1 protein-coding gene is annotated in these 23,422 nt (G+C 67.8%); it reads left to right on the plus strand.

The window, feature by feature from the left end:
• Positions 1-1,264: 1,264 nt before the first annotated feature.
• Positions 1,265-23,395 (plus strand): DUF8616 domain-containing protein, encoded by a 22,131-nt coding sequence (locus tag BJ970_RS05225; RefSeq protein ID WP_446689098.1) that lies wholly within the window; start codon positions 1,265-1,267, stop codon positions 23,393-23,395.
• The last annotated feature ends 27 nt before the right edge of the window (positions 23,396-23,422 follow it).

Consider the following 23,422-nt stretch of genomic DNA (forward strand, 5'->3'; position numbering starts at 1 on the left):
GTCAGAGCCCGCAGCTCTGCTTCCCACCCACCAACAGCTCAAAAGTCACCACGAAGATCACTCAACCCAGCGTAAAGAAGCCACGATTTCGGACCACTATGCTCGTCTCTTTGCCCCCGAGTCGATAGGCCTAATTCCACTGAGTAGCATCCCCGACCAACATGGCCAGTTATACTCATTTTTCATACATGTCTACAAAACTAGCTCTCAGCGCGTGTTCCTCGCTGCGCTATTCCGGGATTGGGCGGTGAGTGTGACGGCCTGGCCGCCGCGGATCCGGATCGAGTCGTACCCCCAGATCTTCTCTGGGCCTCGGCAATACTTCAGAGGCACCTTGATCCGGTGCCCGTGCACCGACCAGCCTGATGCGGGCGCGAAAGTGCGGGATGACCGCGCCTAACTCGTCGGCGCGGACGCCCGTGGAACCTTCCGGTGGCTGCGTGCAGAGACCGCCGCCGACGCGTGTCCTTTTGAGACTAGTCGGGGTCTTTGCTCCTCGCTCAGTAATGGGGCCTGCGCCAGCGAACTGCCTTCCGCCAGAGGATTTCTTGGTACCTGATTGCCACCCACGACGATCCCACCGGCACGGAGATACTCGGTCAACGAGTCCAGCGTCCACTGGGATGCGGCAGCCTCCCGCTCGGTTCCGGAGCGCCATCGGACCGCCGCGTCAAGCGCCCAGGTGTGGTGGCAACCACAGTCACGATGCGGCTGCGCTCTTCCTCGGTCAGCCGGGGCTTACGTCCGGCCCCCGGCCGGTCTGCCTATCGCCAGACCGTGAATGTTGAACCGGTGCAGACGTTTTCCGCACCGTCTGCGGATGGCCTCCCACCTCCGCCGCATGACTGCGATGGCCTTACCCTCCCCGCTCGCAGTGACCATCCGGGCCCTGCGAGTCCAGGTCCGCAGAGCACGCCGAGCACCAGCCAGCTTACGCATCTTGCCATCGCAACCAGCAGCTTCGGCGTAACTCACGCGCCACCAAGCCCGCGCCAACGAGGCCAACGGTCAATAGCGGAACACAGTACTAGACGCAGCACCGGCGTCCCCTGCATTCCGGGCTCGAAAAAGCGAGCTCACACCACCAAACAACTCGCAATAGCCCTTTTTCCGCTATTTTCGTGGTTGAACGTGCATAGTTGCCGCACGCGCGGCCGTCTCAGTTTGCCGGGGCGGATGGCTGGTTCATACTTCATACTAACGGCCCAATGATTGGGTCGCGTAGTTCGTATGTCCGCAGAGTGGGTGTCTTTTCGTGTCCTTGATGGTGCCGGAGGAGGTGAGGCGGCTTTTTCAGGTGTTGACCGGTGAGGACATGACGGATGCGGATGAGGATGCGTTGTTCGTTGTGGCGGCGGCATTGGAGTCGGGTGCGGCGACGGTGGAGAGTTTGGCACCCGTGGTGGGGCATGTGGTGGAGCGGGTGCGGGGTGGGTTTTCGGGCAAGGCGACGGACCGGTTCGCGCAACGGCTGGAGGCATTCGGACCGGTTTTGGAGTCCGGTGGTGCGGGTGTGCGGCAGTTGGCGGAGTTCGCGCGGAATCTGGCGTTGCAGGTGCAGTATCTGAAGTTCGTCACGGTGGGGGGTTTGCTGCTGCTGGTGGCCGAGATCGCCTGGGCGGTGGCGATGGCCGGTCCCACTGGTGGAGCCAGTATGGCGTGGTTGGCGGCGCGGTTCGCGGTGATGCGGTTGCTGCTGACCCGGTGGTGGGGCCAGTTGTTCATGCGGCTGGCGATGGCCCAGATCGTGGGCATTGGGCTACAGGTGGTGATGGATGCCGGGGCCCAAGGGTTGCAGTTCGCGTTGGGGACGCGGAAGAAGTGGGATGCGGCGATGTCGGAGATGGCGGTGGGGGTCGGCTCATTCAGCGGGCTGCTGGCGGTGCCGCTCTCGGCGCTGGGCAATGTGGTGGGCAACGCGATCGCCAAGGTGTTGGTGCGGGGTCTGGGCGACAAGATCGATGCTGAGGTGTTGGCGGCGGCGGCGCGGCAGGTGGCCGAAGAGCACGCGGAGCAGTACCCGGTGGCTTCGATGGCGAAATTCGCCGATGTCGTGTCGAAGAATCTAGAGGATTACACGGGTATGTCGGTGCGGGCGATGTGGGTGGCCCGCTTCGGTCACGGCCTGGGCGAATCCCTGGAAGAGGGCTTGACCGAAATGCTGGGCGAGGCGGGGTATGGCGCGATCAGCGGCCAGGGGGCGCAGTGGAATCCGTTCTCGTTTACCGCCGGGGTGTCGGAGGCGATCGGTTCGGGTATCGGGAATCTGGCGGGCTTGGCGGTGCGGGGCGAGCTGATCCCGGCGGGCCGGGCCCGGGAGGACACGGGCGGGGAGAAGGATTCCGCCAGCACCGACACCGACACGGCCGGCGAGTTGCAGACCGAGTCCGGGATGCGGGCGGGCGAGAAGCCTGGCTTTACCGAGACTTTCAGCGAGAAACCCGGATCTCCAAAGGGAATGTCCGATGTGGATTCCGGGATTCCGGCGCCGGGTTCCAAAAAGGTGGTGGCCACTGAGCTGGAGAAGGGTTGGCCGGGTGTTGCGGTCACCTCGGCCGTCCTGCCCATCGGCACCGCCCCCGGGAAAACGTCGCCGGGTGATTCCTCCGGTACGACGGGAGCCGGAACCGGCGCGGTGACCGAGGAAAGTGCGGGGGGCCTGTCTTCGTCCCCGGGCGCGGGGCCGGACAGCCCGGCTCATCAGACCTCCGTACCCGATACCGGGATTGCCACGCCCGCTGGCGCAGCCCCGTCTGGCGGACCGGGCCAGGCGGGCACGGGCGCCGTGGCGGGTGAGGACTCCGAGACCGGTGTGCCCGGGACAACGGTCGTCCCGCCGGTGCCGCGATATCCGGGTGAGGCAGGGGCTCCGGGCCCCGACAGACTGGGCACCCCGCCGCCGCCCTACAGCGCGCCGCAAGGACAGGGCCATGTCCACGGCCACACACCGGAGCCCGGCGACGCGACCGGGGCGGGCACCCATACCGGGACACCACCACCGGCCTACAGCCCGTCCGCCAACGCCCTCCACACCAGCCCAGAATCCGCTGTGGACAGTCCCAGCGAACCGATGGGGCCTCCAGAGCTATCCCCGGAGTCGGAGTCGGAGTCGGGGCTGGTGCCGGTGAGCCATTACGGCCCGCCGGTCTCCGACGCCGGGGCGACGACCGGAATACCCGGTTCGGATGCGCCGCCGCGTAACGACCACACCACACCCGAACAGTCCCTTATGGACAATACCGGTGACAGCCGGGACGGTCCGCGGGTTTCTGATGGCGGGGTCACCACGGCAGGATCCCGCGTCGGCGCACCCCCGATGCACGGCCCGGTCGGTGCCGACCACGCGAATACCGGCACGTCTGACACGGGCAGCACGGGTGTGCCGGTGGAACACCCGGCCCCGCTTGAGGGGTCGGGCCCGCCCGTTGCGGGGGGCCCGGTGGCCTCTGAAGGTGCGGTGCCGACCGGGGATCCTCCTGCCGCTTCGCCACCACGCGAGGGCCACCCCGGCACCGTTCTGGACGGCCACCCGGGCACCTTTTTGTCTGGTGTGGACAGACTGGGCGCTGCGGTGGACGATGCGCGGGCGGTCGAGCCCGGCTCCCCCGTCGACACGCCCTTGACGAGCGCCACCCAAAATCCTGGCGTGTCCTCCGGCGGCGTGGCTCCGGAAGCGACGCCTGCTGCGGCCGGGGCGGTTGCGGCCACCGAGGGCGAGGTGACAGTGCCCGGCCAGGTGTCCACGCGGGGTGATGGCACCGTCTCCGGTGTTCCCCCGAGAACGGATCCGGTCACGAGCACTACCGATGCGGCCCGCGGTGCGATACCGCAATCCCCGGGCACGGTGTCCTCGGGTGGCCGTGTGCCGGGTGCGGTGGGATTGCCCGTCGATGCGGTGCGCGTGCCGGTGCCTGCGGATGCGGTCTCCAGCGGCGGGGTCGCCGAGTTCCTACGGGCCCGGGTGGACGATGCCGGTACCGGCCCGGTGGTGTTGACCTCGGGCGTCGATTCGGGCTCTGATGTGGTGGTCCCATCGAACCAGGCCGCCGACGTGGCGCGCAGCCTGGGACGTGACATCGTCGCGCTGGTACCGGGACGTGGCCGACGTGGACCCCGGTGGATGCGGTTCGCAGCGGACGGGGCACGTCCCCGCCCCGTAGGCGGGCCGGGACAAATCCTGCCACCGCGGCAAACCAGCCCAGGACAGCGGGAACTCGATGCTCTGACCGACTCCGCCACCGCCGTCCCGACCAGCACCGCCAAGACCGGGACGCCGGATGCAACCGGCGAGTCCGAGACGGTGCCGCCGGTCGCGGAGACCGAGGCCACCGCGACGGGCCCCGGGCAGGGCACGCGGGAGAGACCCGACCCGACAAGTGTCGCCGACTGGACGGCCTCGGACCTTCGCCGGGAAGTCCAGCGGGCGAAGACGGTGGGCGGACCACGCCCCGCAGCGATGCGGATCGTGCAAGGCACCCATGACGTGGTGCGGCTGGCCCGTGGCCAGGCGGGCGTGGCGCTGGAGGACGTGGTGGCCCTGGTCGCCGCGCGGGTCACCGTGTACGGCCCGGACGGGGCGAAGCGGTTTTCCCGCAAGCTGGCAGCCAGACTCGATACCCGGGGAACGGGAGTGACCATCCGCGCCGGAGCGGGACCGGACCGGCAACCCGATACCCCAGCCCCCGACCAGTCCGCCGACCCCGGTCAGGCCGGCGAGGAGACCGCACAGCCAGCGGACCCGGCCGGTGACCGAGCACGAAAACGAGGCCTTTCCGATGGCGCGGCCGATGACGGCGCCGCGCGCAGGCCCGGCGAGCCCGACGAGGCAGCCGAAAGACTTGGTAGCTCGGCGCAATTGAGCACGCCGCAATTGGTAGCGGAGCAATTGAGAGAGGAGGCGCGGGCGGAGGCGCGACGGGCTCGTGACGCCCGCCGGCCCTACACCGCTGTGGCTTTGGGGCAGAGGTTCGGACGATCCCGCACGTGGGCCCAGGCGGTGCTTGCCGAAATCAAGGCCGAAGCCGCCACAACCCAACCACGCCCACAAGAACAGGCGCACACGGACAGGCTCCCCGAACCCGACGAGGCAGCCGAAAGACTTGGTAGTGCGGCGCGGTTAAGCTGGGCGCAATTGCAAGCGGCGCAATTGAGAGAGGCAGCGCGAGCAGAGGCGCGACGAGCCCGTGACGCCGGCGACCCCTACCACGGGGCGAGTTTGGGGCGGAAGTTCGGCAAGAGCGACACGTGGGGTCGTCAGCGGCTTACCGAAATCAAGGCCGAAGCGGCCACTACCCAGCCCCGGCCACAGGAACCGGAGCAGGAAGCATGGCCTGCCGGTGAGACCGGTGAGTCTTCCACCGACGCGGCACCCGCTGAGGGGACAAGGAGCGACTCTGCTGCTACCGCGGCGAGTTCGGCGGCCTCGGCGGACCAGCGGCTTGATGTGGTGGGAATCGGTCACGGGCACCACGATGCGGTGCGCCCGGCACGTGAGGATGCGCTACCGACAGCGCCGGTGAGCCTTTCGGTGCAGGGCACGGGAGAACGTGCCGACTACCCCGGGTGGACCCGCTCGCCTCACCAAGCCGCCACCGCCCCGCAAAACACCCGGCCCCTACTGGTGCTCGGACACAACGACATGGTCGTCTCTGGCGACACTGTCGCCAGAGCGCACGCCACCGGGGCGGACGTGCTGGCGCGGGGCGACCTCGGTACCGGGCCGAGATGGCTGCTGTACCCGGCCGACGGTAGCCGGCCCCGACCTGTCGATCCGCCCTCAGAGCTGACCCGCAGGCCCAGGCCGGAACCGTTGTTGTTCCGGGGCCCCCGCGATTCCAGCGAGCTCATCGGGCGCGCCGCGTGGTTGGCGCCCCATCTGTTCGACACCCAGATCGTCGGTGTGCACATGACCGGGGACGGGCGCGCGGTCCTGGGAGACGGCAGCCTGCTCGAACCCGAAGGTTTCGCCGCACACGTTCTGCAAGACCGGCGTTTCGTGCCAGGGCCCAACATCGCCCTGCTGGGATGCGCCGCCTACCAACGTCCCCGCCCGGGCGCCTTGTCCTTCGCCGAGCGGTTCACCCGCGCCCTGGGTGAGCGGGCATGGGTCACCGACGCCGAGGTGTTCCAGACCTCAGATGGCGCGGTACACGCCACCGAGACGGTGATCACCGGCGACGGCCGGATGCTGCCGGTGTTCGTCGACGGCCAGGGAACCGGCCACTGGTCACTGCTGGACCCCGACGGGCGCGAGGTCCTCTCACGTCGCGGCCCAGAACTGCGGGCCGCACTGACCGGCATGACCACACCGCGCTACACCGACCAAACAGCCCCGGAACCGCTGATCAGGTGGTCGGACAACGGCGACGCCGACCCCGCCAGGCTCCACGACGAACGCGACGAGGAGACGCAGGCTGATGCTGGGCCCCAGCACGGTCCAGAGCAGGAACAGGAGCAGGTGCAGCGGGCTCGGCCGGGTGCATCGGAGGTGCTGGAGCAGCAACATGAGGAAGCGTTCCAGGAGCTGGCATGGGTGACCGCGCGCCAAGCGGAAACGGAGCGGGCACGCCAGGAAGCGCAAGCCGAAGCGGAGCGGGTGCGGGAACAGACGCAAGCCGAGACGCAGCGGGTGCGGGAACAGACGCGAGTGACTGGGCGGCGGGCACGCCAAGGGGCGCGAGCGGGTGCGGATCGGGTGGGGGAAGAGGCGCGAGCGGAGGCGCAGCGAGCCCTCAACGCGGGTGAGCCCTACACCGTTGCGGCTTTGGGGCAGAGGTTCGGACGATCCCGCGCGTGGGCTGCGAGCTTGCTTGCGGAGGTCAGGGAGGCTGCGACCGGACCCGGTTCGCGGCAACAGGCTCAGCTGTGGCCGGCTCGGGCGGCGGGTGTCGGGCCGCAGCGGACATCGCGAGCGCCGCAGGACGCCGACCCTGGTGTGGGCCGGTCTGCCGCTGGTGGTGGGGTGCGGTCGGTGGGTGAGATGTTGCGGGGATGGTGGGCCGCGAGTGCGGATCCCGCGGCGGCTGCTGGGCGGGTGTTGTCCGATGAGGATGTGCGGCGGCTGACTAATGCGGTGGAACCGGGTGACCGGGATGGGGTGGGTGCGCCGGGGGCGCCCAGTGCAGAGCGGCTGCGGCTTATTCACGCTCTCTGGCTGACCGAGATGGTGGGTGGGCGGCCCGTCGTTGAGGATGTGCGGGATGTCCGGCTGGTAGCCGACTGGGTCCGGGACACCGGTGCGATGCAGGGACCGAGGTTGGTCTCCGCGGCGGATGTGCACCGTGTGGTGCGGGAGGCGACCGGGAGCACCACGGACGCCCGCTGGCAGGAAGTGCAGTTCTTGGCCGATGTCGTCCGGCGGGTGGAGCAGGGACTGGAGCAAAGGGGTGAACAGCGGCGGGCCACGCTGGCCGAGGTGCGGGCGCAGTGGCAGCGGCAGGCCACCCGGGCGGTGACGCTGCGAATGGGCAGCCAGGCCGAGAACACCGTGGTATACCCGGCCGACGAGGTCTCGGCACGATGGTGGCGCAGTTTCCGCAGTGGCGGGGTGGATTTGGGTCAGATTCGGCGTGATCTGGGGATCGCCGACGACAGCGAGCCCCTCTTGGTCGTGGTGGAGGCCAGACGACTGCCCGCCAGTGCGAACAGATCGTTCCTGCTCGGAGACGAACTTCGCAATACGAGCGTGGAACTGGAAACACCACGCGAGCTGGGCCAGCGGGTGGCCGACACCGAGCAGTATCAGCGAGTCACCGAAAACAACCCAGACGGCCCGGTCGTGCTGGTGATCCTGGGCGGCAACGCCGGACTCCGCCGCACTCGCGACGCCCTCGCTCAACGATTCGCCGAAGGACTCACCGCAGGCGGCGACAGTGCCCGGCGGGTTCTTCTGGCCGAGGGCTACATCTCGCACGCTCCCGCCGGGCTCGGGCTGACCGCCGCGGGGTCACGGCCCGCCGGCCGCCAAGACGCACCGGGGCTGGTGCTGTCCTCGGGTGCGCCGCCGAGTTTCCGGAGTCACGGGCCGATTCAGGGGTCCGCACGGCATAGTCCTACGCACGGCCCCGCCACGGCCCCGTGGTCGCCACGAGCGTGGCTGACGATTCCGGCGGGGCCAACCATGATCGACGCGGTGGCCTTTCCGCGCAACAGCGATGAAGAGGCGGCGTGGCGGCGGTGGGCGGAGTCGGGACCTGACCTGACCGTGCTGTCGGGACCTGACCTGCCCGGGCTATCGACACAGGTGCAGGGTGCAGCACCGATCCTCGTGCTGGCGAACCGGCACGGATTTTTCGACTACGCCGACCCCGAAACCTGGGCTCCCGTGCGCACGGGGCCCGAAGAATTCGGTGCGGCCGTGGCTGAAGCATTGGGCCAGGCAGCGGGTTTGGATGCCAGCAGGGCGGTCGTCGTGTTCGCTGTGCAGCTGCCTAACGGGGGTGGCCTGCGCGAGCAGGGGCGCCAGGGACTCGCGAACGGAATAAGCCGACATGGCCACGACGGGCCGGTTTATGTTGCTGACGTTGTACAACGCGATGACGGCGGCAGCATTCGGCTTGAGATCCAGGGCATCACCCTGGCCGAGAGAGGTCCGCGGGACCCTGAACTACCGGTGCGGGAACTGAATTCCTCCGATCCGGGACGTCATGTGCTGGCAGCCGGGGGAACCTCGGCGGATGCGGACTGGTGGAATCAGTGGTCGTCGAATGGCGTCCAGGTCAGCGGCGTGGAACTGCTCGGGCTCGATTCGACGACGGTGGTGCTCGCGCGGTTGCGGGGTAGCGAGTTCGTCACACCCTCGGGCACCATGTCCGCGTTCGAATTCGGCCGCCAGGTAACCGACAGCGTGCCCTACCAGACCTCGACCACACAGCATCCAGACGCTCCGGTGCTGCTGGCCACGGTGGGGGCCGAGACGGGGCTCAGCGAGGACGCCGCGCATGAATTCGCCCGAGGCGTACGCGGCAACGACCCGGATCGCACGGTCCTGGTCACCGACCGGGACTTCCGGTTGCGACGCGAAAACGACCTGGCCGAGCTCCCCCTCGAAGCCGACCTCCTGCGGTTCGTGCCGCCACCGAACTGGTTCCCGGGAGCCAGAACGAGCCGGCCCGCCGACGGCGGCTTCACAGCGGTGCTGACATATCCATCCCTGCCCGGACCGACTCCAACACCCACTGTGGACACGGACTGGTTTGCCTCGGAAACCGGCCACCGCAAGCCGCTGGTCGTCATGGCCCGATCGGTGCGCGGCCGTTTCCACGTGCTGGATCCCTCGACGGATCAGACATGGGTCCTCGGGCCATCGGACTTCGGCACAAGCGTGGCCAGGAGTACGGAGTTCCAGCAGGCCGTCACCGACGATTTGGCACGCCCGGTTGTCGTGGTGTTCAACAGGTGGCACCCCGGCCTGACCGAACAAGACGCGCGCGCACTGGCTGAGGGGCTGCGCGGCGACGGCATCCAGCGGCCCGTTTTCCTCTCGCTGGGGCGGATCCAGAACAGCGAGACCGGAGCACGGCCCCACGCTCTGGCCGAGGCACCATCAACACAATCGGCGCTGCTCTCCCACCCGGCCAGCGCTGCCGATGCGCGGCAGCCCCTGCTCCTGTCCGCTCTGGGCAGTGAGCACATAGAGGTTCTCGGCCAGCTTCATTCGTACGGGGTTTCCCGGCTGTTGTCGCAGCTGGGGTATTCCGGCACCCAGCAACCGATTGTCGTCCTCACAAACAACCCCGCCAACGATTCCGTCGCCCCCCTCGGGAGAAGGAACGTACGGCCGACACGGCTCATGGGCACGGTGCTGGCGGGAACCCCGGACTACCTTGAGGCGATTCGCGGGGACTGGCGGCGACCGATCGTGATCGTCCCGGTAGGAGAACCGAACGACCCCGACCCAAGGCCCCAGGACTTCACTGACTTCACAACGGAACTACTGGGCAACCCCGATACTGACCGGCCCGTCTACCTTGCCGAGCACAACATCCATCACGTGGAGCCCGGCCTGCGACTGCTGACGCCCGAGCGCATGCGGCCTCCCCCTGCGCGGGAGGACTTGGTGTCCCACTCCTTGCGTGTCGGCGTCGGCCAGGAATCGGCCGTCAACGCCGTGGGCTTCCCCGCGGGACCAGACCTGCCGACAGAATGGACCGGGTGGGGCTCGCTGGAGCGCACCTGGTACGGGCCCGCCCTGCGCCGCGCGATGAGCGAGTTCGACCCGGACCCGCTGTTCGTCTTCGTACCGGTACGGAACGGACAAATAGTAGTCCGCGACGCAACCGGCGTGCTTGAAACACCGGATCCTGTTGCGCTGGGCCTTCGCATGCAGCAGTCCCCACAGTTCCAGGACGCCGGCGGCCACATCGACCGCACAGTGGTGATCGTGGCGGACTTCATGGGCCCACAAATTCCGGACTGGTACGCCAGAGCACTCGCCGAAGGACTCCGCAGAACCGGTGGCCCACCCCGACCCCTGTACGTTTACGACGGCTACAACCACGCGGCTTTCCACACCGACGAGGCGCTGGGCCGCCTGCGGAACGTGACACCCGAGCTGAACTGGCAGCGGTCCGGGCAAGTCCGCGACCCAGACGATCCGCTGGAAATCGTCCCGCACTATGTGCGGGGTGCGCTGCCCGCCTACGACAGTGCCGGAGAAGTCGCCTCGGCGGTCGCGGCGGTCGACCGGCAACGCCAGGCAGCCCTGGCCAGCGCCGCCCGCGCAACCCAGCCCGCCGAGGCCACCGAAGCCGAGATCGCCACCTTGCACCATCGGTGGAACGAGCAGTTCCACGAAGCCGAACGCACGCTGAGTACGCTCCCGGCCGACTGGGTGGCCGACCTACAGGCACGGGCCAGGACGATCCTGGCAAGCGTGTGGCCACGCCCCAGACAGGGCGACACCCTCTCGGCGATGGCCATGCAGGGCTTGTGGGACCGGATGGCCCAACGCGTCGCGTTCCGCTTGTACCACGACGGCCGGTCGGAAACGGGCGCGTGGGCAGACGCCGCAGCAATGGCCGCCACCGTTCCATCCCTGCCGGTCGTGCTGACTGTCCGGGGATCGGACGAGTCGGTCACCTACCCGACATGGACAAGATCACCGGGACACGCGCAGCTCACACCGGACCGGGATCGGTTGCTGGTGGTACTGGGCACCGACCACTCGGTCGTGCTCAATGAATTGATCGCCGAAGCACAACGCTCGGGCGCCGACGTGCTCGCACGAACCGACACCACAAACGGTCCACAATGGATACTTTTCCGGGCCGACGGGCGCGAACCCCTGCCGGTGGAACCGCCAGCAGAGCTAACACGACTGGCCAGCCCGGCACCGTTGATGTACTTCGGACCCGACGATGACGCGGCGGCTGTCGAAGCGGTAGCGCTGGCCTCGGATCTGCCCGGCGTACAAGTCGTGGGCATCCACATCACCCCGTCCGGAAACGGACGGTGGCCAGACGGAGAAGCAGGACCGGAAGAATCCGCCGCCCGCGTATGGCGCGACCGGCGCTTCGTCGCCGGACTACCAGTGGCCCTGTTCGGATGCGGCGCCGCACGACGTTCGGCCCCGGGCGAGGCATCATTCGCCCAGCGATTCACGGCGAGACTGGGGGCGTTGTGCGGTTGCGCTACCGGGCGGCGTTCAGAGCCGGGTGAGGCGTCATTCGCGCAGCAATTCGCGACGAGCTTGGGGCTATCCGTCTGGACGACCGACGCCAGCGAGGTATGGCAGACCCGCGATGGTGCGGTACACGCCACCGACACCGTGACCACCGCCGACGGGCGAATGCAGCCGATGTTCACCAACGGCCAAGGAACCGGCCAGTGGTCCCTGCTCGGCCCCGACGGGCGCGAGGTGCTCTCCCATCGCGGCCCGGAACTACGCGCCGCACTAACAGGCACGACCCCACCGCGCTACCCCGACCAGGCGCACCCCGAGCCGGTGATCAGGTGGTCGGACAACGGCAATACCAATTCCTTCCACGACGAGCGGGCGCGGTTGGAGACGTGGCGGGGTGGTCAAGAGATCGCGCGGCCGCTCGATGAGTTGTTGAGCGGGTGGTGGACCGCGCGTGCGGATGGCGGGTCGGCTGCTGGGCGGCAGTTGTCTGATGATGACGTGCGCAGGCTGGCTGATGCGGTCGAACTGCGTTACCGGGACGGCGCGGGTGGACCGGGCACGCGCAGTGGAGAGCGGTTGCGGGGCAGGCTTGTAAACGTACTTGAGCTGACCGAGGGACTGGGCGGACAACCCACCGTCGCCGACGTGCGGGATATCCGCCTGGTAGCCGACTGGGTCCGGGACACCGGCCGGATGCCGGGGCCGACGGTGACCGCCGCCGACGTGCACAGCCTCGTCCACGAGCTGACCGAAACCACCACGAACGTTCGCCCGCACGAACTGAGCTACCTCGCCGATGTCCTGCGGCGAGTGGAACAGGAAGGCCAGCAGCGACGGGCGACCGTGCCCGAACTACGCGCGCAATGGCGGCATGGAGCCACCCAGGCCGTGACACTGCGGATGGGCGCCCACACCGACAACACCGTCGCCTACCCCGCCAGCACGGCCTCATCACGGTGGTGGGGAAATTTCCATGGCGGCCGGGTAGACCTCGACCAGATCCGGCAGGAGATGGGAATCACCGCGGATCGCGAACCGGTCATCGTCGTGGTCGAAGCCCGACGGCGCACGGCCGGTGCGGAAAAGTCATTCCTGATCAGCGATGAGATCCGCGGGGCGACCGCACACCTCGACACCCCGCGGGAACTGGGACAGCGGGTGGCCGGCACCGAGCAATACCAGCGGGTCGCCGCAACCAACCAGGACGGTCCGGTCGTCTTGGTGGTCACGGGCGGCAACGCGGCACTCGGCGTGCACCTCAGTCGCGACGAACTCACCCAGCGATTCGCCGAAGGGCTCAACGCAGGAGGGGACGGCATCCGCCAGGTCCTGCTGGCCGAGGGCTATGTCTCCCACGATCCTGCCGGGCTCGGATTAATCGCTGCGGGCCCACAGGCCGGTGACCGGCAGAACGCCGGACTGGTGCTGCCCTCGGGAACACGAGCCAGTGTGGTGACGCTGCGGCTGGAATCCGCGCAGGAGAACACGATCGCCTACCCCATTAACGCCACGGACAAGAGTCAACTGCTTTCAACGGTTGGCCTGGGTCTGGGATGGGACACCGCAAGGGCTGATTCGCCGATCTTCGTGCTGGCGTGGATTACACCGACGGGTGGGTTCACCGTCGCCGACGGGGATACGTGGGAAACGCAGGACGTGAGCCCACGCGAGTTCGCTCGCCGGGCGGTCGAGGACGCGCGATCCCACGGGATCGCCAGGCCAGACGACGAACGTCCCATCATCGTCCGCACATACGCCTGGGACCGTCACCGATCGCTGCCAGAACGGGCCCGCCACGAGCTGGCCGAAAGCTTCCGCGAGGCGGGACATCACGGGCCGGTTCACGTGTTGGAACGGGACATTGCGACGGAACGTTTCCATCCCGCTCCCGTGGTCCAGTGGTCGCCGCGAGCGCGGCTGACGATACCGGCGGGTTCAACCGTGCTCGACGCCGTCGCGTATTCGCGCAACAGTGGCGAGGAGGCCGTGTGGCGGCGGTGGGCCGAGTCGGAGCCTGACCTGGACGATCTGCTGGAACGGGTGCGTGACGAATCACCGGTCCTCGTGCTGGCCCGCTGGCTGCCCGGTAGGGCTTTCGCCTACTTCGACCCCGCAACCCGAGCCAGCAGGCACCTGAGCGCCGGAGCATTCGGCCGGGAAGTGGCCGGGGCCCTGGGCGAGATAGCGTCCTCGAATCCGGGAAAGACCGTCGTCGTGCTTGCTATGCAGCGGCCATATGAGGCCAACCTGGGAGAACCGGAACGTCAGCAACTCGCGAACGGGCTAGGCCGATTTGGCCACCATGGGCCGGTTTATGTTGCTACCGTTGTGGAAATCGATAACGGCGACACCACCCGTATTCATTTTGGGCTGGATATCAATCTCGCCGGAGGACAACCGCGCGATGCCGAGCTGCCGGTGCACAGGTTGGCTCGCTGGCAACAGTCGTATCGTTTGCTGGCAGCCGGCGGAACTTCGGCGGATATGACCTGGTGGCACGAATGGTCGACGAGTGGTTTCCGGGTAAGCGGTGCGCCACGTCTCGGGTTGCGTTCGACGACGGTTGTGCTCGCGCGGTTGTGGGGCGATGAGTTCGTCACACCGTCGGGCACCCTGTCAGCCTTCGAATTCGGTCGCGAGGTAACGCGCCGGCAACCGTACCGGACCGTGACCATGCAAGATCCAGACGCTCCGGTGCTGTTGGCGACGGTAGGAGCCGAGACCGGGCTCAGCGAGCACGCCGCACACGAGTTCGCCCGTGGTTTGCGGCAGGACATCCCGGATCTGGATGTCCTGGTCACGGACCGGGATTTCCGGTTGCGGCGCGAAAACGACGCGGCCGTTCTCCAGCTCAACGAAAATCCCCCGCGGTTCGTGCCCCCGCCGAACTGGTCGCCGGAGGTTGAGGTGGACCGGTCCACCGACGACGACTTCGTTGCGGTGCTGACGTATCCGTCCCGCCCAGGACGGACGCGACGGCTTACCGTGGACGCGGACTGGTTTGTTTCGGAGGCCGGCCACCGGACGCCACTCGTGGTGGTAGCACCGTCGGTGCACGGACGCTTCCACGTGTTTGATCCATCGATTTACCGGGTGCGAGTTCTTGGGCCCGCGGACTTCGGCACGAGCGTGGCCAGGAACGCGGAGTTCCACCAGGCCGTCAGCGACGATCCGGCCCGCCCGGTTGTGGTGGTGTTCGACCAGTGGCCGTCCGGACTGACCGAGCGGGACGCGCGGGCGTTGGCCGAGGGCTTGCGCAGCGACGGCATCCGGCGGCCCGTTTTCCTGTCGATGGGCAAGTTTCAGGAGCGCGGGGCCGGGTGGCGGCCATACTCCCTGGTCGAGGCGCCGTCAGCGCAGTCGATGCTGCTCACGCATCCGGCCAGTGCCGCCGGTGCGCGGCGCCCGGCGCTCATCTCCTATCTGGACCCCTCTTCCCAGGCGGAGGTCCTTGACCAGGTTCGTTCGCTCGGGATCTCCCGCCTGTTGTCGGAGCTGGGGTATCGCGGGGCCCAACATCCGATTGTCGTCCTTACGAGCGCGGGTTTCGGTCGTTTCATGACGCCATACGGGGAGCTGTCGCCTGCGCAGCTCGGCGATTTCCTGGCGGAAGACCCGAAATACCTTGAGGCGACCCAAGGGGACTGGCGGCGACCGGTCGTCATCGTCCCAGTACGGCTGCCGCCGCACTACGTCGATGAAGCGTCGGACATCACTCCCTTGACCGCACACCTGCTGGGCACCCCCGACGCTGACCGGCCCGTCTACATCTCGGCAGACATCATGTCGGTCGGCGGGCTCACCATGCAGGAAGGCGGGCGCCTCCCCGGCCCGAAACTGTTGACACCGGAGCGAATGCAGCCTCCCGGTACGCAGCAGGAACTGGGGTCCCAGACCCTGCGTGTCGGTGTTGGCGAGGAGTCGGCGCTCAACGCGGTGGGTTTCCCGGTGGAATCGGAAGACCTAGCCGCCTGGGAAGATTGGGGCTCGTTGAATTACGACGGGTACGGGCCCATGCTGCGGCGCGCGGTGGGCGAATTTGATCCGGACCCGCTGTTCGTCTTCGTGAAAGTGTCGGACGAACAAGTCGTAGTAGTGCGCGACAGAGCTCACGAACCGGAACCGCGGTCGGAGTCGGAACCGGGATGGTGGGAGTCCGATGCTGAGTCCGCCCCCGAGTCCGCCCCTGAGCCTGGCCAAATGCACGAGTCACCGGATCCTGTCGAGCTGGGCATGCTCATCCAGCGTTCGCCGCATTTCCAGCATCTTGAGTACCCGACATCGGCCGTTGCGGATGCCGGGCAGCTCGGGCGCACGGTGGTGATCGTGCCGATGTCCGAGAATGGCAGGCCATTACCGGACTGGTATGCCAGAGCACTCGCCGAAGGCATGCGCCGAGTCGGCGGTCCACCGCGCCCCGTGTACGTCTACGACGGCTACCACAACGAGGCTTACGATACCGATTCCGTGCTGGACCGGCTGCGGAGCGTGACACCCGAACTGCACTGGCGGCAGGCTGGAGAGGTCCGCGACCCGGTGGAGCCCCGGGAAATCGTGCCGCACTACGAGCGCGACTCGCTGCCGAGTTATGAGAACGCCGGAGAGGTCGCGTCCGCAGTCGCGGCGGCCGACCAGCAACGCGAGGCAGCGCTGTCCGGTGCCGCCCGGCCCACCCGGCCCGCTGAAGTCACCGAAGCCGAGATCGCGACCGTGCGGCAACGCTGGAACCAGGAGTTCCAGGAAGCCGAACGGGCGCTGAGCACACTGACGGCTGACCGAGTAGCCGACCTGCAAGCACGGGCCAGCACAATCCTCGCAGGCATGTGGCAACGCCCGAGGCAGGGCGACACATCCCCGGCAATGGCCATGCAGGACTTGTGGGACAGAATGGCCCAGCGGGTCGCCTTCCAACTCTCCAACGACGGTCGGTCGGAGACGGGCGCGTGGGCGGATGCGGCAGCAATGGCCGCAACCATTCCATCCCTGCCAGTCGTACTGGCTGTCCGGGGATCGGACGAGCCGGTCAGCTACCCGGCATGGACGAGATCGCTGGGATTCGCGCAGGTATCACCGGACCGGGGCCAGATATTGGTGGTGCTGGGCAGTGACCACATAGTGGTGCCCGGTGAATCGGTGGCCGAGGTACGGCGTTCGGGCGTGAATGTGCTGGCACGGACCGACATCGAAGAAGGTCCACGATGGACCTTGTTCCGCTCCGACGGGCGCGAGCCGTTGCCGGCGGAGCCACCAGCAGAGCTAACCCGGCTGGCCAGCCCGGCGCCGTTGATGGTCTTCGGACCTGCTGACGATGCGGCGGCGTACGCGGCGATGGCGTTGGCTTCGGATCTGCCGGGTGTGCAAGTAGTGGGCATGCACGTCACCCCGCACGGGCGTGCGCGGTGGCCAGACGGAGAAACCGGACCAGAAGAATCCGCCGAGCGGGTATGGCGCGACAGACGCTTCGTCGCGGGCCTGCCGGTGGCGCTGTTCGGATGCGGTGCCGGACAACGACCAGAGCCGGGCGACACGTCGTTCGCGCAACGGTTCGCCGCGAGGATGCGGGCGTATGTGTGGACAACGGACGCCACCGACGTTTGGCAAACCAACGATGGTGCGGTACACGCCACCGACACCATCGCTACAGCCGACGGCCGGATGCAGCCAATGTTCACCAACGGCCAAGGAACCGGCCAGTGGTCCCTACTCGGCCCCGACGGGCGCGAGGTGCTCTCGCGTCGCGGCCCAGAACTACGGGCCGCACTGACCGGCACGACCCCACCACGCTACCCCGACCACACGCACCCCGAGCCCGTGATCAAGTGGTCAGACGACGAGGGGGCCGAGTCCGCCGAGTCTCGCGCTCGTGTCGATGAACTCGACGAGGCGAGGCGGGCGGAATCGTGGTCGCACAGGCTGGCGCGGGTGGAGGCGCGGCGGGCTCATAACGACGGTGAGCCCATCACCGCTGAGGCGTTGGGGGCAATGTTCGGGCTGGACAGCGAATGGGGTGCGGCGCGGCTTGCCGAGATCGAGGCTGACCTGGAGTCGGAAGCGCGGGGGGCGGCGCGGGAGATGGCGCGGGAGGCTGATGAGGAAGGTGATCCCTGCTCCGCTGAGGACTTGGGGGAGAGGTTCGGTCGAGACAGCGATTGGGGCGCGGCGCGCCTTGCCGAGATGCGGGAGGAAGCGGAGCGGGATCGGGCGGAGGCGCGGGCGTTAGCACGGCGGGCGGCTGAGGCCGGCGAGCCCTTCGACTCTTGGGAGTTGGGGGCGATGTTCGGGCGGCACGGCGAATGGGGCGAGGAGCAGCTCAACGAGGTGGCATTGGAGCGGGACCAGGAGGAGCGGTGGGCGGGGCGGCAGGCTGATGAGACCGGCCAGCCCGTCACCGCTGGGGAATCGCGGGCGGTGTTCGGGCGGGGCGCCGCGCGGATCGCCGAGACCGAAGATGAGGACGATCGGGCGGTGGCGCGGGCGTTAGCACGGCGGGCGGATGAGTCCGGCGAGCCATTCCCCCCTCGGGAGTTGGGGGCGATGTTCGGGCGAGACAGCGAATGGGCAGCGGCGCGGATCGCCGAGTTCGAGGATGAGCGGGAGCGGGAAGCGCGGACGCAGGCGCGGCAGGCCATGGACGAACTTGAGCCTTACACCCCTCGGACGTTGGGGGCACGATTCCAGCAGAGCAGCGAATGGGGCGCGGCTCGGCTTGCCGAAATGAGGGAGGAGTTCGTCCGGGAACTAGAGGCCCGGGCGGCGGCACGGCGGGCCCGTGACGCCGGCGAACCCTACGCCGCTGAGGTATTGGGGGCGAGGTTCGGCCAGGACAGCGAATGGGGCGCCCAGCGGCTTGACGAGATCAGACAGTCACCCGGTGAGCTGTTGAGTCAGTGGTGGGCCGCGCGCGAGGATGGTGCGTCTGCCCAGCGGAGATTGCCTGATGATGAGGATGTGCACCGGCTGGCTGACGCGGTAGAACTGCGGTACCGCGACGGCGTGGGCGGACCAGGCACACGCAGTGCGGAGCGGTTGCGGGGCAGGCTTGTCCACGTCCTTGAGCTGACCCAGGAACTAGGCGGGCAACCCACCGTCTCCGATGTGCGGAATATCCGGCTGGTAGCCGACTGGATCCGCGACACCGGCCGGATGCCCGGACCCACAGTCACCGCCAACGACGTCCACAACGCCGTCCAGGAATTGACCGAAACCCCCACCAACACCCGCCCACACGAACTGCGCTACCTGGCCGAAGTCCTACGACAAGCGGAACAGGGAGGGGAACGGCAAGGCCCGCACCGGGCGACCGCATCCGAACTACGCGCGCAATGGCAGCACGGAGCCACCCGGGCAATAACACTGCGGATGGGCACTCACACCGACAACACCGTGGCCTACCCCGCCAGCGCGGGCTCATCACGATGGTGGCAAGACTTCCACGGCGGCCGAGTCAACCTCGACCAGCTCCGGCAGGAAATGGGAATCACCCCAGACCGCCAACCGGTCATCATCGTGGTCGAAGCCCGACGACGCACGGCCGGTGCGGAAAAATCATTCCTGATCAGCGACGAGATCCGCGGGACGACCGCACACCTGGACACCCCACGCGAGCTGGGTCGGCGTGTGGCCGGAACCGCGCAATACCAGCAGATCGCCACCAGCAACCCGGACGGCCCGGTCGTCCTGGTGGTCACAGGCGGCAACGCGGCACTCGGCCCACACCTCAGCCGCGACGAACTCACCCACGAATTCGGCGAAGGACTCAACACGGGCGGAGACAACAACCGACAGGTCCTGCTCGCCGAAGGCTATGTCTCACACAATCCCGCCGGACTCGGATTGGTCGCCGCCGGGCCACCGGCCGCCGACCGGCAACACGCCCGGCTGGTACTGCCCTCAGGCGTGCAGCCCAGCGTACTGGCGCTGCGGCCAGCGGGTGCCGCGCGCGAGAACACGATCGCCTACCCGATTGACGCCGGGACCAGGGATGCGGTCCAACGACTGGACGCCCCAGGTGGAAGGGCACCGGGGGCTTTTGATGCTGATGCGCCGACGTTCGTGCTGGCACACGTCACACCGCAAGGCGGATTCATCGTCGCCGACCGCGACACGTGGCAAACACAGCAGCTGAGCCCGCACGAGTTCGCCCACCGCGTAATCGAGGACGCCCGCTCTTACGGAATCACCCACCCCGACGATCGCCGCGCACTCATCCTCAATCTCTACGACAGAGGACGCGGGTACGCACTGCCGGAACCGGCCCAGCAGGAGCTGGCCGCGAGCTTCCGCGAAGCCGGACATCGTGGGCCGGTTTCCGTGATGACATTGGACACTGAGACGGGAAGTGTCTCCCCCGCTCCCATGGTCCCGTGGTCGCCCCGAGTGCGGCTGGCCATACCGACGGGTTCACGCGTGATCGACGCGATCGCGTACCCACGCAACAGCGATGAGGAAGCCTCCTGGAGACACTGGGCGGAGTCGGGTCCTGACCTGGACCGGCTGCTGGCAGGAGTACGTGACGAATCACCGATCCTCGTGCTGACGCGCCCGGGGCCCGATGGAACCTTCACCTACACCGACCCCGGAGGCCGGTACACCAGGAACCTCCAGGCTGGAGAATTCGGTCGATTCCTGGCCGGTGTATTGGGCGAGACAGCGAGCCTCAGCAGGACCGTCGTCGTGTTCGCGGCGCAGTCGGAAAACGCCGGTGGCCTGGGCGAGCAGACACGCCGAGAGCTCGCGAGCGGAATACGCCGGCATGGCCACGCCGGGCCGGTGTATGTCGCTGCCGCCGTGGAAAGCGAGGACGGCGGCAACCTCCGGTTCGAGATTCGCGACATCGCGCTGGCCGGTGGACGTCCGCGCGAGGCCGAATTGTCGGTGCGGGAACTGGCCCCCGATCCGTGGCATCGTTTGCTGGCGGCCGGGGCAACCTCGGCGGATGTGGACTGGTGGAGCCAGTGGTCATCGGATGGCTTCCGGGTGACCGGTGCGCGGCGGTTCGGGATGCGTTCGGCGACGACTGTGCTCGCGCGGTTGTGGGGCGATGAGTTCGTCACACCGTCGGGCACCGTGTCGGCCTTCGAATTCGGTCGCCAGCTTGCGCACAGCACGCCGTACCAGACCTCAATCACCGCTTTACCAAGCGCACCAGTCCTGTTGGCGACCGTGGGAGCCGAGACCGGGCTCAGCGAAAACACCGCGCATGACTTCGCCCGAGGCGTGCACAGCAACGACCCGAATCGCACGATCCTGGTCACCGACCGGGACTTCCGGTTGCGACACGAAAACGGCGTGCCCGTTCTCCCCCTCAACACAGATCCCCCGAGGTTCGTGCCGGCGCAGGACTGGTTACCGGCGGCTGGGCTGAGCCTCCCCGACGACGACGGTTTCGAAGCGCTGCTGTATCTGTCCCGCCCAGAACCGAGGCCACCGCTTGTCGTGGACACGAACTGGCTTCGTTCGGAGGTCGGCCACCGTAGGCCAGTGGTCTTAGTTGCGCGGTCGGTGCGCGGGCGTTTCCACCTGGTTGATCCATCGAATGGCGAGACGAGGGTTCTCGGGCCGTCGGACTTCGGCATGAGCGTGGCCAGGGGCGCGGAATTCCGGCAGGCGATCAGCGACGATCAGGCCCGCCCGGTCGTCGTGATGTTCGACCAGTGGCCGTCCGGTTTGACCGAGCGGGACGCGCGGGCGCTGGCCGAGGGGTTACGCAGCGACGGCATCCAGCGGCCCGTTTTCCTGTCAATGGGCCAACTCGACGAGCATGAGACCGGGCGACGGCCCTATGCCCTGGTCGAGGCGCCGTCCGCGCAATCTGCACTGCGCACCCATCCCGCCAGTGCTATCGAGGCGCGGCGGCCGCAGCTCATCTCCTGCCTGGGCAGTCGCGACGTCGATGACCTTGACCAGATTCGTTCCTTCGGGATCTCCCGGCTGTTGTCGCGACTGGAGTATCGCGGTCCCCAGGAGCCGATCGTCATCCTCGCGAGCACGGGTATCGATGGTTTCCTCGCCCCTGGCGGGCAAGCGAAAATACCCGCCGCACGGTTGGGCGCTATGGTGGCGCGAAACCCGGATTATCTTGCGGCGACCCGGGGGGACTGGCGGCGACCGGTCGTGATCCTCCCCGTAGGGGCGTACAACCCGAGCGCGACGGCGAATCTCAACCTCGCTGAACACCTGCTGGGCAACCCCGACGCTGACCGGCCCGTCTACGTCTCGGGAGAACGGGTTCCCGGGGACACGTTGACCAGGAATCCGGACGAGCGCGTTGTGTGGGACGGCCTGAGACTGCTAACGCCCCGCCGAATGCAGCCGCCCCCTCCGCACCGCGAATCTCGCTCCTACTCCTTGCGTCTCGGAGTCGGCCAGGAATCGGCCTTCAACGCCGTGGCTTTTCCCGTGGGCAACGAAACCAGCGAGCGCTGGGAAACATTTTGCTCATTGGACTACGACTGGCACGGGCCGATGCTGCGGCGGGCGGTGGGTGAGTTCGATCCGGACCCGCTGTTCGTCCTCGTGAAAGTGTCGGACGGAAAAGTCGTAGTAGCACGCCCCGAAGACGACGACCCCGAGTCCGAGCCCGAGTCCGAACCTGAGTCACCGGACCCCGTTGAGCTGGGCATGCTCATCCAGCGTTCCCCGCATTTCCAGAATGCGGGTGATCAATCAGAAGAGACTCCCGATCCTGGACAGCTCGGCCGAACGGTAGTAATCGTGGCGGACTCCGAGGACGGCGTGCCACTTCCGGACTGGTACGCCCGAGCGCTCGCCGAAGGCCTACGCCGAGTCGGTGGGCCCCCACGACCCGTGTACGTCTACGACAGTTTCCACCAGGAGGCTCCCGACACCGATACGGTGCTGGACCGCTTGCGGGATGTGACGCCAGAGTTGCATTGGCGGACGGCCGGGGAGGACCGCGACGCAGAGGTGCCTCGGCAGCTCCTACCGCCCTATGAGCGGGATTTGCCACCGAGTTACGACAACGCCGGAGAAGTCGCGTCCGCGATCACGTCGGTCGACAGGCAACTCCGCGCAGCCCTGTCCGGCACCGCCCGCCCAACCCAGCCCGCCGAGGTCACCGAAGCCGAGATCGCCACCGTGCACCAGCGGTGGACCGAACAGTTCCAAGAAGCCGAGGGGGCACTGACCACACTCTCGGCCAACTGGGTGGCAGACCTGCAAGCACGAGCCAGGACAATCCTCGGAAGTCTGTGGCAACGCCCCGGACAAGGCGACACACCGTCGACAATGGCCATGCAGGCCCTGTGGGACCGAATGGCCCAGCGGATCGCCTACCGACTCGCCGGCGACGGCCGGTCGGAAGCCGACGCGTGGGCCGATGCCGCAGCGATGGCGGCAACTATTCCGTCCCTGCCGGTGGTGCGGCATGCCGAGCAAGCACACCCCGAGCCGGCGGGCAACGAGGACGCAGCATCCACTAGCCCGGTGAGCCTGTCGGTGCAGGGGGCGAGAGAGCGTGCCGAGTACGCCGGCTGGACCCGGTCGGCGCAACATGCCGCCGCTGCCCCACACGGCGCTCGGCCGCTGCTAGTGCTCGGGCACGACGAGACGGTCATTTCCGGCGACGCTGTTGTCGCAGTGCGCGATACCGGCGCGGATGTGTTGGCAAGGGTCGACGTCGGCCTGGGACCGAAGTGGATGCTGTACCGAACGGACGGAAGCCGCCCCCGACTGGTCGATCCACCCGCCGACCTGACCCGTCCACCCACACCCGGAACCGTCCCTAGCCCCGACAGCCCGTCTGGACCGTAGTGCAAGCGCTGTGCAGTCATCTCGCGT

The organism is Saccharopolyspora phatthalungensis (assembly GCF_014203395.1).
Classification (GTDB): domain Bacteria; phylum Actinomycetota; class Actinomycetes; order Mycobacteriales; family Pseudonocardiaceae; genus Saccharopolyspora; species Saccharopolyspora phatthalungensis.